This window comes from Maritalea myrionectae DSM 19524 (assembly GCF_000423365.1).
GTDB classification, from domain to species: Bacteria; Pseudomonadota; Alphaproteobacteria; order Rhizobiales; family Devosiaceae; genus Maritalea; species Maritalea myrionectae.
Genome location: NZ_AUHV01000002.1, coordinates 800,473 through 815,877, shown reverse-complemented (window position 1 = coordinate 815,877; position 15,405 = coordinate 800,473). Strand labels below are relative to the sequence as shown.

Annotated in this window: 14 protein-coding genes; all 14 read left to right on the top strand. The window is 53.8% G+C overall.

Annotated elements, in window-relative coordinates; translation table 11 throughout:
* Positions 1–4: 4 nt before the first annotated feature.
* The 14 genes from G549_RS19020 to deoA all read left to right on the top strand — a co-directional run bounded on the left by G549_RS19020 (position 5) and on the right by deoA (position 15,402).
* A complete protein-coding gene (locus G549_RS19020; protein ID WP_051213347.1) occupies positions 5–502 on the top strand; it encodes an SRPBCC family protein in 498 nt (165 codons plus the stop codon).
* Between the two features lie 122 nt (positions 503–624).
* Positions 625–1,878 carry an ABC transporter substrate-binding protein gene (locus G549_RS0104275; protein ID WP_051213346.1) on the top strand — a complete coding sequence of 418 codons (1,254 nt, stop codon included), beginning with the start codon at positions 625–627 and terminating at the stop codon, positions 1,876–1,878.
* The gene (locus G549_RS0104270; protein WP_246778332.1) at positions 1,878–3,596 is read left to right on the top strand and encodes an ABC transporter permease; all 1,719 of its coding nucleotides are present in this window, start codon (positions 1,878–1,880) and stop codon (positions 3,594–3,596) included. The genes G549_RS0104275 and G549_RS0104270 overlap by 1 nt, the downstream gene beginning before the upstream one ends.
* The gene (locus G549_RS0104265) at positions 3,597–4,241 is read left to right on the top strand and encodes an ATP-binding cassette domain-containing protein (protein WP_027833975.1); all 645 of its coding nucleotides are present in this window, start codon (positions 3,597–3,599) and stop codon (positions 4,239–4,241) included. It begins immediately after the preceding gene.
* 210 nt (positions 4,242–4,451) lie between these two features.
* Complete coding sequence (locus tag G549_RS0104260) at positions 4,452–5,468, top strand: BMP family lipoprotein (protein ID WP_027833974.1); 1,017 nt, start codon at positions 4,452–4,454, stop codon at positions 5,466–5,468.
* 31 nt (positions 5,469–5,499) lie between these two features.
* Positions 5,500–7,077, top strand: coding sequence for an ABC transporter ATP-binding protein (locus tag G549_RS0104255; RefSeq protein WP_051213344.1), 1,578 nt, complete (start codon positions 5,500–5,502; stop codon positions 7,075–7,077).
* A 23-nt stretch (positions 7,078–7,100) separates the two neighbouring features.
* On the top strand, positions 7,101–8,219 hold the full coding sequence (locus tag G549_RS0104250) for an ABC transporter permease (protein ID WP_027833972.1): 1,119 nt from the start codon (positions 7,101–7,103) through the stop codon (positions 8,217–8,219).
* A gap of 3 nt (positions 8,220–8,222) precedes the next feature.
* A complete protein-coding gene (locus tag G549_RS0104245) occupies positions 8,223–9,191 on the top strand; it encodes an ABC transporter permease (RefSeq protein WP_027833971.1) in 969 nt (322 codons plus the stop codon).
* Position 9,192: 1 nt separating this feature from the next.
* Positions 9,193–9,594 carry a cytidine deaminase gene (locus G549_RS0104240; RefSeq protein WP_036220966.1) on the top strand — a complete coding sequence of 134 codons (402 nt, stop codon included), beginning with the start codon at positions 9,193–9,195 and terminating at the stop codon, positions 9,592–9,594.
* A gap of 6 nt (positions 9,595–9,600) precedes the next feature.
* Positions 9,601–10,401: a purine-nucleoside phosphorylase gene (locus G549_RS0104235; RefSeq protein WP_027833969.1), complete on the top strand. Its 801-nt coding sequence runs from the start codon at positions 9,601–9,603 to the stop codon at positions 10,399–10,401.
* A complete protein-coding gene (gene deoC, locus G549_RS0104230) occupies positions 10,398–11,387 on the top strand; it encodes a deoxyribose-phosphate aldolase (protein WP_051213342.1) in 990 nt (329 codons plus the stop codon). The genes G549_RS0104235 and deoC overlap by 4 nt, the downstream gene beginning before the upstream one ends.
* Positions 11,388–11,396: 9 nt before the next feature.
* A complete protein-coding gene (locus tag G549_RS0104225; RefSeq protein ID WP_027833967.1) occupies positions 11,397–13,766 on the top strand; it encodes an aldehyde dehydrogenase family protein in 2,370 nt (789 codons plus the stop codon).
* Positions 13,767–13,777: 11 nt separating this feature from the next.
* Positions 13,778–14,071, top strand: coding sequence for a DUF6958 family protein (locus G549_RS0104220; protein WP_027833966.1), 294 nt, complete (start codon positions 13,778–13,780; stop codon positions 14,069–14,071).
* A gap of 14 nt (positions 14,072–14,085) precedes the next feature.
* Positions 14,086–15,402 (top strand): thymidine phosphorylase, encoded by a 1,317-nt coding sequence (gene deoA, locus G549_RS0104215; protein ID WP_027833965.1) that lies wholly within the window; start codon positions 14,086–14,088, stop codon positions 15,400–15,402.
* Positions 15,403–15,405: the final 3 nt, after the last annotated feature.

Here is a 15,405-nt window from a genome sequence, read left to right as displayed (position 1 = left end):
TTTTATGAAATTTGTTGGACATTATCGCATTACAGCACCGCGATTGGCGGTTTGGGAGGCGTTGAACGACACAGAAGTATTGAAGGCCTGCATTCCCGGATGTGACCGAATTGAATGGGTGGATAGCGAAAATCTTGAAGCCTCAATCACCGTCAATTTGGGCATCATGAAGCCCACTTTTAAGGGCGACCTTGCACTTTCAAACGTTGAACCTGCCCGCGCTTACACGCTTTCGGGTGGCGGTCGTGGCGGCCTTTTGGGGCTGGCGCGCGGCGCCGCAGATATTGAATTGCAGGATTGGGGCTTGGCCAATGAGGCCTGTATTCTGACATTTGAAGCCCATGGTGAAGTATCAGGCTCAATCGAAAAACTGGGCTCAAAGCTGGTGGGCAAAAGTGCCCAAGGGGTGATTGATCGCTTTTTTGATCGGTTCGCGGCACAAATTGATGCCCAAGCAATACCGGTTGATACGGAAGACACCGCTGAGCCGGAACACAACTAAAAGCATTTCACACTTATGTGAGCGAGAGTTGTAGCTCTAAGGGGCTGTACTTCTGCTGGCAATCGCGTAACAAATATCCTTGATGATCAATCATTAAGCACGCAATGTGCGAAGGATATTTAATGCGTAAAAGTCGGTTTTTCCGTTCACCATCAGCAAAACAACTTGTTCTTGCCTCCATCTTGGCCATGGGCGCAGGCACGCCTGCTTTGGCGCAAGAAAACGCACCGGACCCAACGGATTGGCAAAATGTGTTGGATCAGGCGAAAGGGCAAACCGTTTATTTCAATGCTTGGGGCGGCGCGCCCAACATCAACAATTATATCGCTTGGGCAGGCGAGCAGGTGCAGGCCAAATATGGCGTCAGCATCGAGCATGTAAAGCTGGAAGACACCGCTACCGCCGTAAGCCGCGTGATCACCGAAAAAGCGGCTGGTCGCGATGAGGGGGGCTCTGTCGACCTCATTTGGATCAACGGTGAAAACTTTGCGGCCATGAAAGAGCAGGGCTTGCTGATTGACAGTAATTGGGCCGAAAAGCTGCCCAATTATGAATATGCTGACATTGAGGGCAAACCGACCCTGACTTACGATTTCACCGTGCCGGTTGATGGGCAGGAAAGCCCATGGGGCATGGCGCAGCTCACCTTTTATTACGACAGCGAAATCTTGGCTGAGCCGCCAACCACGCTGGAGGAATTGGCCAAATGGACGGAAGAAAACCCCGGCCGCTTCACCTATGCCGCGCCGCCAAACTTCATTGGCACCACATTTTTGAAGCAGGTGCTTTATGGCGTCGTAGATGACCCATCTGTTTTGCGCGAGCCAGCGACCGAAGAGATCTTTGCTGAAGTCACGGCGCCGCTTTGGACCTATTTGGACGAGCTAAAGCCAAATCTTTGGCGCGATGGCGTCGTCTATGCTTCGGACACCACGCAGCTCAAAAATCTTTTGGCCGACGGTGAAATTGATATCGCCATGACATTTAACCCCGGCGAAGCCTCATCAGCCATCAATGCAAGTGAATTGCCACCCAGCGTCCGGTCTTTCGTGATGGATTATGGCTCAATGGGCAATTCTCATTTTGTAACGATCCCTTACAATGCCAACGCCAAAGCTGGCGCAATGGTTGTTGCCAATTTCCTTTTGTCTGCCGAAGCGCAAGCCCGTAAGGCAGACGAAAAAGTATGGGGCGACCCCTCAGTCCTCGCCATCAATGATTTGCCCGAGGCGCAAAAAGCCTATTTTGACGCGCTGGAACTTGGGCCCGCAACATTGCAGGGCGAAGAGTTTGGCAAAACCCTACTCGAGCCGCACGCAAGCTGGGCCACAATGCTTGAGGAAGAATGGTCCAAACGCTTTATGCGCGATATGTAATGACCATGACCAATCGGGCGCTAAATGCAATTTTTTGGGTAGCGCCCGCCCTTGTGATTTTGTTGCTCACAGGCCCGCTACTTGCGGGCCTGATTGGTGTGGCGGCGCCTGCATTTGGCTATTTCCCCACACTAGGTGGGGTGGAGCTGACGTGGGACCATTTGCATAAGGCGATGCACGTCCCCGGTTTTTGGCATTCTGTGCATCTGTCCATTTGGATTGGGCTGGTCACCACCATCATTTCTTTTGTCATCGTGATTGGCTTTTTCGCCGCCTTTTGGGATGCGCCTTTCTTTGCCAGAATTTCGCGGTTTGTCTCGCCGCTCATGTCCGTGCCGCATGCCGCCGCCGCCTTCGGTTTCGCCTTTTTGTTTGCGCCCTCTGGCTGGTTGATCCGCTTGCTGTCGCCGTGGGCGACGGGCTTTGATCGCCCACCAGATTGGCTGATCATCAATGATCCGCTCGGCTATGCGCTGCTGGCAGGCTTGGTGCTCAAGGAAGTGCCGTTCCTGTTTTTGATGTGCTTAAGCGCGGCGTCGCAGATCAATGTGGATAAGCGCTTAAAGTTGGCGCGGTCCATGGGGTATGGCCGTGTGTGGGCCTGGTTGACCGTGGTGATGCCTGCGCTCTACCGCCAAATCCGCCTGCCGATTTTTGCGGTCATTGCCTTTTCAAGTTCCGTGGTGGATGTGGCGCTGATTTTGGGGCCAAACCTGCCGCCCAGCTTGCCCGTGCAAATATTGCGCTGGATGAACGATCCGGACATTGAAATGCGGTTTGTGGCCGCTGCGGGGGCCGTGTTCCAGCTCGGTGCCACGCTTGTCGCATTGATGGCGTGGTGGCTTTTGGAAATGCTGTGCAGCTATTTGATGCGCCAGATGCAATCAAAGGGCGCACGCCATCAAAATGATCAGATTGTGCGCCAAATTTTCAATATCGCCATGTTGGCAATGGTCACAATATCGGCCGCGAGCATTGTGATTTTGGGCATCTGGTCGGTTGCAGGTTACTGGCGCTTTCCTGAAGCGCTGCCACGCGCGATGAATTTGATGCGATGGCTCGACAACGCCTCAAATCTGTGGGGGCCATCCTTCAATGCAATTAAGATTGGTGTGGCGGCAGCCCTCATTTCTGTGGTGCAAACACTGCTTTGCCTTGAAAATGAGAAGCGCCACGATATCCGCCTAACCCAAAGTGCATTGCGGCTTATCTATTTGCCGCTGATCGTGCCACAAATTGCCTTTATCTCCGGCATTTCAATTCTTTTGGTGCGCTATGGGCTGGATGGCAGTTTCTGGCCCGTCACCATCATGCATGTGGTCTTTGTGTTCCCCTATACTTACTTGGCGCTGGAAGCGAGTTTTCATGATCTTGATCCGCGCTATATGCAAACGGCAACAGCTTTGGGCAAGTCGCAAAATCGGATCTTCTTCCAAATCAAATTGCCCATGTTGCTCAAACCGATCCTCACTGCGCTGGCGCTTGGCTTTGCCATCTCGGTGGCGCAATATTTGCCCACATTAATGATCGGGGCGGGACGTGTGCCCACCATCACCACTGAGGCGGTGGCGCTTGCCTCTGGTGGTGACCGTCGTTTGATTGGCATTTACGCGCTGGTGCAAACGCTGCTGCCCGCGGTCGGGTTTGCTTTGGCGCTGGTCTTGCCAAAATTGCTTTATCCCAACAAAATCTATTTCTCGAAACAGCGGGAGGCCTAATTGGCCGAACATAGCCTCATTCTCAAAAACCTTCGCATTTCGCTGGCCGGTGATACGTTGCTCGATATCGATGCCGAAGTCGCGCCGGGCGAAGTGCTGGCGGTTATGGGGCCGTCAGGCTCAGGCAAGTCAACATTGCTTAACGCCATTTCTGGGTTCCTATCGCCGCGATTTAGCTGCCACGGCCAGATCATCCTGGATGGGCAAGACATCACCCATGAAGACCCAAGCCGCCGCAAAATTGGCCTGATGTTTCAAGAGCCGCTTTTGTTCCCGCATATGAGTGTTGAAGAAAATCTGCTGTTTGCTTTGCCGCGCGGCGGCTCCAAGCAAGAGCGATGCGAAAAGGTGCGCGAAAAGCTGCGGGCGGTACATCTTGAAGATTTGGGCGCGCGTGACCCGCTGACACTTTCCGGCGGGCAACAATCCCGCATTGCGCTGATGCGGGTTCTGCTGTCAAAGCCCAAAGCCTTGTTGCTGGACGAGCCGTTCTCCGCACTTGACGTGGAGTTGCGTGATCGGGTGCGCACTTTTGTTTTTGGATTAGCGCAGCAAAACAACTTACCCGTAGTTTTGGTTACACATGACAAAGCTGACGCAGAGGCGGCAAAGGCCCAGATCATTAACTTGTTGAATCACAAATAAAAATTTCGTCCGTCTGGTCAAAAAATCAATTATTTTTACCGTCTGGTTAAAAAAATCTTGAACTTTTTGTAGGGGATAGGTAACGATTGCGTGGGGATTTAGGCGTTTTTACTTGCGGAGGGACCAAGAAAGCGCTTGAATTAAAAACACCACATTTGGATCTTACACTAGGTCTTGTTACGTGTGGATAAGTTGACAAGGGAGATATTCATGTCAGTCCAGAATAAAAAGTTCACCGGCGCGAAAGCCGTTCTCGGTACAGCCGTATTCGCTGCATTGATGACAGGCACCGCATTGGCAGAACCTGCATTGATTTATGATGCTGCCGGCAAAAACGATAAGTCGTTCAACGAAATGGCTTACAATGGTGCCGAAGCATACAAGGAAGAAACCGGTAATTCTTACCGCGACTTTGAAATTCAAACAGATGCGCAGCGCGAGCAAGCCTTGCGCCGTTTCGCACAGCAGGGTTCAAGCCCAATCGTTGTGCCAGGCTTCACATGGGCCGAGCCGCTCAACGTAGTTGCTCAAGAATTCCCAGACACGCACTTTGCCATCATCGACTCTGTGGTTGATTTGCCAAACGTGCGTTCAGTGTTGTTTAAAGAGCAAGAAGGTTCATACCTTGTTGGCGCTTTGGCTGCGATGAAGTCTGAATCAGGCACAATCGGCTACGTCACAGCGTTTGACTTCCCATTGTTGCAAGCTTTTGGTTGCGGCTATGTGCAAGGTGCAAAAGCTGTAAATCCTGACATTGAAGTTCTGCAAAACTTTATCGGCACAGACTTTGCTGCCTTTAACGACATCAACACTGCAGGCGAAGTTGGCCGTTCACAGCTGGAGCGTGGCGCTGACGTGATTTACGCCGCTGCGGGTGCTGCTGGTGAAGGTGCGTTGCAAGCTGCAGCGGATGCTGGCAAATACGGCATTGGTGTGGACAGCAACCAGAACTATTTGTTCCCAGGCAACATGTTGACTTCAATGGTCAAGCGCGTTGACGTTGCAGTGCAAGATGCATTCAACGACGAAGCCAATGGCGAATGGTCATCAGGCGTTCAATCTCTTGGTCTTGCCGAAGGTGGCGTTGGTGCTGCAGTCGATGAGTATAATGAAGAATTGATCACCGATGAGATGTCAGCCAAACTCGAAGAATTGACTGCAAAAATCAATTCTGGCGAGATTGAAGTGCATGACTACCGGTCAGATAATTCCTGCCCTGTATCATAGTCTAAACTGAAAATTGGAATGGTAACTCGACATGGTTGAGCACCAGACAACAAGCGCCCAGCAGCCTTCAAAGGCTGCTGGGTCTGAATTTGCCATTGACTTGAAAAAAGTGTCCAAAGCTTTTGGGCCGGTCCAAGCCAATAAAAACATTGATTTGGCGGTGAAGCGCAATTCGATCCACGGCATTGTGGGGGAAAATGGCGCGGGTAAATCCACCCTGATGTCAATTCTTTATGGCTTTTACACTGCCGATAGCGGTGAAATTTGGGTCGATGGAAAATTGGTGAAAATCAAAGATTCCAGCCACGCGCTGGAATTGGGCATCGGCATGGTGCACCAGCACTTTATGCTGGTGGAAAATTTCACCGTTTTGGAAAACATTATTCTGGGCGCTGAAGGCGAAACGCTTCTGGCATCCAGCATGGCAAAGGCGCGCGAAGAGTTGGGGCGACTGGCCAAAGACTATGGGTTGGATGTCGACCCGGATGCGTTGATTGAAGACCTGTCTGTGGGACAGGAACAGCGCGTAGAAATTTTGAAGGCGCTTTATCGCGGTGCCGATGTGCTGATTTTGGACGAGCCAACGGGCGTATTGACGCCAACCGAGGCCGACCAGCTTTTCCGCATTCTCGAACAGTTGCGCGAAGAAGGCAAAACCATCATTTTGATCACGCACAAATTGCGCGAAATCATGGCCGTGACCGACACGGTTTCGGTCATGCGTCGGGGCGAAATGGTCGGCACCGTAGCCACCGAAGACACCTCGCCAGAACAATTGGCGGAAATGATGGTGGGCCGCCGCGTTTTGTTGCGTGTCGATAAAACGCCAGCTGAACCGAAAGACGTGGTGTTGGAAGTTAATGGCCTGTCGGTAACCGACGACATTGGCGTGCCGCGGGTGAAAGATGTCAGCTTCAATGTGCGTGCTGGCGAAATCGTGGGCATTGCTGGGGTGGCTGGCAACGGCCAGTCCGAGCTTTTGCGCGCCATTTCAGGCATGGAAGCGCCTCTGCTGGGCGAAGTTCGCATTAATGGCGAATTGGTGCGGTTCGACGGCGATGATAGCGCGGCGAAAGTGCGTCAGATGGGATTGGCCCACGTGCCGGAAGATCGGATCAAGATGGGGTTGGTGACTGATTTTGAAGAATGGGAAAATTCCATTCTTGGTTATCACGATTCTGAAGCCTATGGCTCAGGTCCGTTTCTGTCGCCAAAGCAATCTATTGCAGAAGCCGAACGCCGTATTGAAATGTTCGATATTCGCCCGCGCAATCCACGGTTGAAAACAGCCAATTTCTCAGGCGGTAACCAGCAAAAAGTGGTGCTGGCGCGGGAAATGGATCGTGATCTGGACGTGCTCATTGTGGGTCAGCCCACGCGCGGCGTCGATATTGGCGCCATCGAGTTCATTCACAAGCACATTATTGAATTAAGGGATAAAGGCATTGCGGTCTTGCTGGTCTCTGTGGAGCTGGATGAAATCCGGGCTCTGTCTGACCGGGTTTTGGTGATGTTTGACGGGGAAATCGTCACCGAATTGACACCTGATGCCAGCGAACGAGATTTTGGCCTGTCCATGGCCGGGGTTGATCCCAAAGAGGGGGCTTAGCAAATGTCTGGAGTAATCAAACTATGAGTGCGCGCCAGCCTTTGCCCAATTGGGTAACAATTGTTTTGATGCCAGTGCTCAACGTGCTGCTGGCTTTCGTGATCGGCGGTTTGGCCGTGGCCATCATCGGGGAAAATCCGCTCGATGCCATGTGGGCCTTGTTCTATGGTGCCTTTGGCACAGGGATGGGCTGGGGCTTCACGCTTCACTATGCCACCAACTTCATTTTCACCGGTCTTGCCGTGGCCATCGCCTTTAAGGCAGGCATGTTCAATATTGGTGGTGAGGGCCAAGCTTATGTGGCGGGCCTTGGGGCCATCATGGTGGCGCTTTGGCTTGATCAGACCCACTGGACGCTGGTGCTGCTCGGGTCAACCCTTGCGGCCATGATGATGGGGTCACTTTGGGCCATTATCCCTGCTTGGCTTCAGGCGAAGCGCGGCAGCCATATTGTGATCACGACCATCATGTTCAACTTTATCGCCTCAGCGTTTATGAGCTACATGCTGGCGCAAGTCATCACAGCACCGGGTGCCAATGCGGAAACGCGCACAATCAACGAACAGGGCCGCCTGCCGTTGATGTCCGACTGGTTTGACGCGTTCCAATATTCGCCGCTGAACATCACATTCTTTTTCGGCATCGCCGCGCTGATCTTCACCTATGTGCTGATCTGGCGCACCAAGCTCGGTTATAAAATCCGTACCCTTGGCGCCAATAAGGAAGCCGCCCGCTATGCTGGCATTTCAGCCGTTTCCGTGATCATTATTGCAATGGCCATCTCCGGCGCGTTGGCCGGACTCATGGCGGTCAATGAAGCGGTGGGCGTGCAAAAACGGCTCGTCGTGGGCTATGTGCATGGCTTTGGCTTTGTTGGCATTGCCGTTGCCTTTATGGGCCGTTCCCACCCGGTGGGCATTGCCTTGGCCGCGCTATTATTCGGTGCGCTCTATCAGGGTGGGCAGGAACTGGCCTTTGAATTGCCGGCTGTGCCGTCAGACCTTGTGGTGGTGATCCAAGCCTTGGTGATCCTGTTCACGGGTGCCATGGGCGATATGTTCCGGCCATTGCTGGAGCGCATATTTGCCCGAAGGGTGAAACCGTCGCCCGAGGCGCCAACAACCGCAGATACGGAGGCATAGATCATGGGTGCAACAGATATCATTCTCTTGCTCGATTCCAGTGTTCGCTTTGCGGTGCCATTGATGCTTGCAGCCTTGGCTGGGCTTTATTCTGAACGGTCGGGCATTGTGGATATTGGCCTTGAAGGCAAAATGCTGGGCGGGGCGTTTGCTGCTGCCGCCACAGCCGCTGTTACGGGCTCGGTTTGGCTTGGCCTCGCTGCAGCGATGGGCGTTTCCGTTGTGATGTCGATGATCCACGCTTTGGCATCAATTAACTTCCGCGGCAACCAGATTATTTCTGGTGTGGCGCTGAACTTCTTGGCCGCTGGCTTCACCGTATTTTTGGGCCATGCTTGGTTCCGTCGCGGGGGCACTACGCCAAATCTGCGTCCGGACGAGCGTTTCGCCAACATCGAATTGCCTTTCGCACAAGAATTTGGCCAAGTGCCAATTATTGGCGAGATTTACGAGCAATTGCTTTCCGGCCATTCGATTATTGTTTACTTCGCCTTCCTGATGGTGCCGGTTACGGCCTTTGTTCTGTTCCGCACGCGCTTTGGCTTGCGCCTTCGCGCCGTGGGGGAGAATCCAAAAGCGCTGGACACAGCGGGCATTTCAGTGGCCATGCTGCGCTATCGGGCGTTGGTGGTTACAGGTTTGCTGTGCGGTGTTGCCGGGGCATTTCTATCCACCGCCCAAGGCGCAAACTTTTCTGAAAACATGACGTCGGGCCGTGGCTTTATCGCGCTTGCCGCTTTGATTTTTGCTAAATGGCGCCCTTGGCAGGCCATGTGGACCTGTTTGTTGTTCGGCGTGCTCAGCGCATCGCAAATTCGTCTGCAAGGCGTGGAGTTCCCCATGATTGGTGAAGTGCCAGTGCAGTTTATTCAGGCGTTGCCTTATATTCTCACCGTGGTGCTTCTGGCGGGCTTTATCGGTCGGGCCAATCCACCAAAAGCCATCGGCCAACCCTATGTGAAGGAGCGCTAAGATGGATGCGGTGACCCAAGCTCTTTATGATGCCGCTCAGGCCGTGCGCAAACATGCGCACGTGCCCTATTCCGACTTCCCGGTTGGCGCAGCCATTCTGGCGGATGACGGGCAAGTCTATGCGGGCTGCAATATCGAAAATGCGGCGTACCCGCAGGGCAACTGTGCCGAGACAGCAGCCATCTCCGCCATGATTGGCGCTGGCGCAAAGAAAATTCACCGCATCTTTGTCATCGGCAAAGGCGTTGATCCCGTCACCCCTTGCGGCGGCTGCCGCCAGCGCATTCGCGAATTCGCCACACCTGACACGCAAATCATTTGCACAGGTGAAGATGGCGACGCCAAAAGCTACACCATGGATGAGATTTTGCCGGATTCCTTTGGCCCGGAATTTCTGGAGTAGGGCGTCATGACCGCAAAATACAATATGCGTTTGATCCAAGAACGCGCGGGCGATGAACCTATTGCCGCTGCACTTGTTCTAGGGTCAGGCTTCGCCGCGCTTGGCGATATGCTGAAAGACCCGGTGACCATCAATTATGATGCGTTGCAAGGCTTTCCCGGCGGCGGCGTTACTGGTCACGGCAAAGACCTCTTGGTCGGCTATCTCGAAGGCAAGCGCGTGGCGCTGCTCACAGGGCGCGCCCATTATTACGAGCACGGCAATGCCGCAGCCATGAAAATGGCGCTGCGCACGCTGGCTGGATTGGGCATTGATACATTGATGTTGACCAATGCCGCGGGTTCAATCGTTGAGGATATTCGACCCGGTGATTTGATGCAGATTACCGACCATATCAATTATTCGGGCCTTAACCCGTTGATTGGTGAAGTGGGCGACAAACGTTTTGTGAATATGGCCAATGCCTATGATCCAACGTTGCGCCAAAAGGCCCTTGATATCGCCGAGCGCGATTCTTTGGGCCTTAAACAAGGCGTTTATACATGGTATTCTGGCCCCTCATTTGAAACGCCCGCTGAGATCAGAATGATCCAGGGCTTTGGGGCACAGGCGGTGGGCATGTCCACCGTACCGGAATGTATTTTGGGCCGATATTACGACATGCGCGTCTGGGGATGTTCATTCATCACCAATATGGGCGCGGGCATGTCGGACGAACATCTCTCTCACGACCATACGCAAACCATGGTCGCATCTGGCGGAGAGCGCATGCAAAGTTTGCTGACAAAAATGATTGCAGAACTATGAGTTTAAAAGCAGTTGAAATGCCGCACGCGGCAGAAGAGCATAAACGCAATCCCGGTTTCGATTTGGATTTGGGCTGGTTGCGCCATGTGCGGATGAACCGCTCAGCATTGGAACGTCGGGCCGCCACCATCGGCACCCGCCGCTCAGTGAAAAAACAATGGCAAGCCGCCTGGCTGCTCCACGCCATCACCAATATCGATTTGACCACGTTGAATGGCGACGACAGCAAGGGTCGCGTTGAGCGCTTGTGCGCCAAAGCGCGCCAACCCGTGCGCACCGATATTTTGAAGGCGCTGGGCGTTGAAGATTTGGGCATCACCCCAGGTGCAGTTTGCGTCTATCATAATTTTGTCGCCGACGCGGTGGCCGCACTTGAAGGCACCAACATTCCGGTGGCCGCCGTTTCAACGGGGTTCCCTGCAGGTCTGACGCCTTTGGACACCCGCATTGCGGAAATCGAAGCCTCAGTGAAAGCTGGCGCCAAAGAAATCGACATCGTGATTGAGCGGCATCAAGTGCTGACGCAGGATTGGCAGGGCCTTTATGATCAAGTCAAAGCCTTCCGCGCCGCTTGTGGCGACGCGCATTTGAAAACCATTTTGGGCACAGGCGAATTGGCCACCCAAACCAATGTCGCTAAAGCGTCGATGGTGTGCATGATGGCAGGGGCCGACTTCATCAAAACCTCAACAGGCAAGGAAAAAGTCAACGCAGATTTGGTGACTTCCCTGTCTATGATCCGCATGATCCGCTGGTTCCATGAGGAAACGGGCATCGAGATTGGCTATAAGCCCGCGGGCGGCATTTCCAAGGCCAAGGATGCGATCACATATCTTGCAATGATGAAGGATGAGCTGGGCAACAAATGGCTCTCGCCACATCTGTTCCGCTTTGGCGCATCCAGCCTTTTGAACGACATCGAGCGACAACTCGAACACAATGTCACCGGGCGCTATGCGGCCGATTATCGTCAGCCTCTGGTTTAGGTGGGCAACATGAACGTTAAAGAGATTTTTGAAACCATGGAATATGGTCCTGCGCCGGAAGGCAGCGCCGAAGCACATGAATGGCTTGATGGCTATGGCCGCAAATTTGGTCACTTCATCAATGGCGAATTCACCAAGCCCGGCAAAACATTTGCTTCCAATAATCCCGCCAATGGCGAGGAACTGGCGCAAATCAGCCAAGCCAAAAAGGCTGAAATTGACGCCGCCGTGGCCGCAGCGCGTAAAGCGCAGGGCGATTGGGAAGGCTTGTCTGGTTACGAACGGGCCAAATATCTTTACGCCATCGCGCGTCAGGTGCAAAAGCATTCACGGCTCTTTGCCGTGCTCGAAACCCTCGACAATGGTAAGTCGATCCGCGAAAGCCGGGATTTGGATATCCCCTTGGTGGCGCGTCATTTCTATCACCATGCGGGATGGGCGCAGCAGCGTGATCGCCAATTCCCCAATCAGTCAGCTTATGGCGTTTGCGGGCAAATCATCCCGTGGAACTTCCCACTTTTGATGTTGTCCTGGAAAATCGCACCAGCCTTGGCGGCTGGCAACACGGTGGTGCTTAAACCCGCTGAATTCACTTCGCTGACGGCGCTGTTGTTCGCTGAAATCTGTCAGGAGATCGGGCTGCCCAAAGGGGTGGTCAACATCGTCACCGGCGACGGTGAAGTGGGCGAAGCCATAGTCAACCACAAAGATATCGACAAGATCGCCTTCACCGGCTCAACTGGCGTCGGCAAAGCCATCCGGAAGGCCACGGCGGGCTCCGGCAAAGGTCTGTCGTTGGAACTGGGCGGCAAGTCGCCCTTTATCGTGTTTGAGGATGCGGATCTGGACAGCGCTGTGGAAGGCCTGGTGGATGCCATCTGGTTCAACCAGGGCGAGGTCTGCTGTGCCGGGTCGCGGCTCTTGGTGCAAGAAGGCATTGAAGACCGCTTCATCAAAAAGTTGAAGGCGCGCATGGACACATTGCGCATTGGCGATCCGCTCGACAAAGCCATTGATATTGGCGCCCTCGTGGCCCCGGTACAGGTGGAGCGGGTGCAGGATTTGATGAAAAAGGGCGAAGAGCAGGGCGCGGTCCGCTACCAGCCCGATGGCACAATCCCGTCCAATGGCTGCTTCGTGAAGCCAACGCTTTACACCAATGTGCAGCCCGCCAATATTATTGCCGAAGAAGAGATTTTTGGTCCGGTGCTGGTCGCGATGAGCTTCCGCACGCCGGACGAAGCGGTGACCTTGGCCAACAATTCCAAATATGGCCTCTCCGCCAGCGTCTGGACGGAAAACATCAACCTCGCTTTAGACATTGCCCCACGTGTGCAAGCTGGCATTGTGTGGATCAACTCCACCAACAATTTCGACGCTGCCGTGGGCTTTGGCGGCTACAAAGAAAGTGGCTTTGGTCGCGAGGGCGGCAAAGAAGGCATGCGCGCCTATCTGCGCCCCAACTGGGAACTAAAGCTCAAGGATTTGGGCAAGTCATCAGCACCGGCGAAACCCAAATTGTTCGCGACAGACGGCATTGATCGCACCGCCAAACTTTATGTTGGCGGCAAGCAATCCCGTCCTGATGGTGGCTATGCCCGCTCCGTGGTGAATAGCGAGGGCAAACTGGTTGGCGAAGTTGGTGAAGGCAATCGCAAAGACATCCGCAACGCGGTGGAAGCCGCGCGCGGTGCCTTGAGCTGGGGCAGCAAGCCTGCCCATACACGGGCGCAAATCCTTTATTATATGGGCGAAAATCTCGACTATCGCCGCAATGAATTTGCGGACCGGATACGCGAGATGACTGGTGTGACCGCACCAGCGGCCAAAAAGGAAGTTGACCTGTCTATCGAGCGCTTGTTCGCCTTCGCAGGCTGGGCAGACAAATATGATGGTGCGGTGCATAACCCACCTGTGCGCCAAATGGCGGTCGCCATGGTCGAACCCATCGGCGTAATCGGCATTGCCGCGCCAGATGAAAGTCCGCTTTTGGGTGCCATCTCTTTGCTTGCCCCGTCCATGGCCATGGGCAACACCAGCGTGTTGGTTCCGTCCGAAACATCACCATTGGCGATGACCGATTTCTATCAGATTTTGGAAACCAGCGATGTGCCTGGTGGCGTCGTCAATATCGTGACCGGGGCCAAAGACGAGCTGACCAAAACCTTGGCCGAACATGATGGCGTTGACGCCATGTTCTATTGCGGCGATGCTGAGGGCGGCAAAAAAGTTGAGCAATATTCAGTGCACAATCTCAAACAGACTTGGACCAACAAAGGCAAAGCCATGGATTGGACCGATCGCGAGATTTGTGAAGGCGAATATTTCCTCGAGCGGAGCACTCAGGTCAAAAATGTTTGGGTGCCCTACGGCGCATAGGAACCTGAACCATGAGCGACAAGGTCGAAGTTGAAAACGTAAACACACCGGGCAAAATCACTCGCGTTGACGCGGCGAAGTATAACGCCATGTACAAAGCGATGATGCAGGTTTTGCCCCACGAGGCGCCCGGTATGGTCGTCAAAGATGTGATTGCCGAGGCCAAAAAGCATCTGCCGGATGATCTGTTCCCCGGGGGCAGCACCGCAGGCTGGTGGGTGAAATGCGTGCAACTTGATCTTGAAGCGAAAAAGAAAATCGCGCGGGCGGAAAAACCGCCTGTGCGGCTTTATCGCTTGGACTAGGAGTTCAGATTTAGATGTTTTTGCCTGCTGAAATCATCGCTAAAAAACGTGATGGTAAGTCGCTTAAACCTGCCGAAATCAATGCCTTTATTGAGGGTATTGTCTCCGGCACGGTCAAGCCTGAGCAGGCGGCGGCCTTTGTCATGGCCGTCTATTTCCAAAATATGGATATCGATGAACGTGTGGCGCTCACCTTGGCCATGCGTGACAGTGGTGAAGTGCTCAATTGGGACGAGCTCGATGGCCCCGTAATCGACAAGCATTCCACTGGCGGCGTGGGCGATAATGTGTCCTTAATGCTTGCCCCGATGTGGGCAGCTTGTGGCGCATTTGTGCCCATGATTTCGGGGCGCGGATTGGGCCATACCGGCGGCACGCTCGATAAGTTTGATGCCATACCAGGCTATCAGACCAGCGTCGACAATGCGCATTTTCGCAAAGTCGTGCGTGAAGCGGGCTGCGCCATAGTTGGCCAAACCAATGATCTCGCCCCTGCAGATAAAATTCTTTATGCCATCCGCGACGTTACCGCCACGGTCGACAATATCTCCTTGATCACGGGGTCCATCCTGTCCAAAAAACTGGCTGCCGGGTTGGGTGCCTTGGTGCTCGATGTCAAAGTCGGCTCCGGTGCATTTATGAAGTCAGTGGATGAAGCAAAAGAACTGGCGGAAAGCTTGGTGTTTGTGGCCAACGGCGCTGGCGTTAACACCAGTGCGTTGATAACCGACATGAACCAGCCTTTGGCCAGTGCCGCGGGCAACGCGCTTGAAGTGCAAAATGCAGTTGATTTTTTGAGCGGCACACATCGAGATCCGCGACTTGAGCAAGTTGTGACCGAATTGGCGGCCCATGGTCTTGTACATGGTAAGCTAGTGAAAGATGTGGAAGAGGGGCGCGACCGAGCCAGCCACGTACTTGATAGCGGTAAAGCCGCCGAGCAATTTGGCAAAATGATCACGGGTCTTGGTGGCCCGTCAGACTTTATGCAAAATTGCGCTGCCCATTTGCCAAAAGCCGACATCATTCGCGATGTGTTCGCTGATCAGGCAGGCTTTGTCACAGAAATCGACGCCAAGCAGGTGGGCATGGGCGTGGTTGTGCTGGGCGGCGGCCGCAAGGCACCCGGCGACATGCTTGATTATGCTGTTGGTTTTGATCGGTTGGCACCGATAGGTGAAAAAATTGAAAAAGGCGCGCCTATCGCGCGTTTACATGCCAATGATACCGCATTGGCAGATGAAGCAACGGCGCGCTTGAAGGCCGCTTATACCATCGGCGATGCGCCACAAACGCCTGAGCTTTTCTTCGGCGTGATTGAACAGCCCTAAGGA

What these genes read in the sequence shown, in the direction of transcription:
- G549_RS19020 (WP_051213347.1), top strand. Translation starts at nt 5, where the DNA reads ATGAAATTTGTTGGACATTATCGCATTACAGCACCGCGATTGGCGGTT.
- G549_RS0104275 (WP_051213346.1), top strand. Translation starts at nt 625, where the DNA reads ATGCGTAAAAGTCGGTTTTTCCGTTCACCATCAGCAAAACAACTTGTT.
- G549_RS0104270 (WP_246778332.1), top strand. Translation starts at nt 1,878, where the DNA reads ATGACCATGACCAATCGGGCGCTAAATGCAATTTTTTGGGTAGCGCCC.
- G549_RS0104260 (WP_027833974.1), top strand. Translation starts at nt 4,452, where the DNA reads ATGTCAGTCCAGAATAAAAAGTTCACCGGCGCGAAAGCCGTTCTCGGT.
- G549_RS0104255 (WP_051213344.1), top strand. Translation starts at nt 5,500, where the DNA reads ATGGTTGAGCACCAGACAACAAGCGCCCAGCAGCCTTCAAAGGCTGCT.
- G549_RS0104250 (WP_027833972.1), top strand. Translation starts at nt 7,101, where the DNA reads ATGAGTGCGCGCCAGCCTTTGCCCAATTGGGTAACAATTGTTTTGATG.
- G549_RS0104245 (WP_027833971.1), top strand. Translation starts at nt 8,223, where the DNA reads ATGGGTGCAACAGATATCATTCTCTTGCTCGATTCCAGTGTTCGCTTT.
- G549_RS0104240 (WP_036220966.1), top strand. Translation starts at nt 9,193, where the DNA reads ATGGATGCGGTGACCCAAGCTCTTTATGATGCCGCTCAGGCCGTGCGC.
- G549_RS0104235 (WP_027833969.1), top strand. Translation starts at nt 9,601, where the DNA reads ATGACCGCAAAATACAATATGCGTTTGATCCAAGAACGCGCGGGCGAT.
- deoC (WP_051213342.1), top strand. Translation starts at nt 10,398, where the DNA reads ATGAGTTTAAAAGCAGTTGAAATGCCGCACGCGGCAGAAGAGCATAAA.
- G549_RS0104225 (WP_027833967.1), top strand. Translation starts at nt 11,397, where the DNA reads ATGAACGTTAAAGAGATTTTTGAAACCATGGAATATGGTCCTGCGCCG.
- G549_RS0104220 (WP_027833966.1), top strand. Translation starts at nt 13,778, where the DNA reads ATGAGCGACAAGGTCGAAGTTGAAAACGTAAACACACCGGGCAAAATC.
- deoA (WP_027833965.1), top strand. Translation starts at nt 14,086, where the DNA reads ATGTTTTTGCCTGCTGAAATCATCGCTAAAAAACGTGATGGTAAGTCG.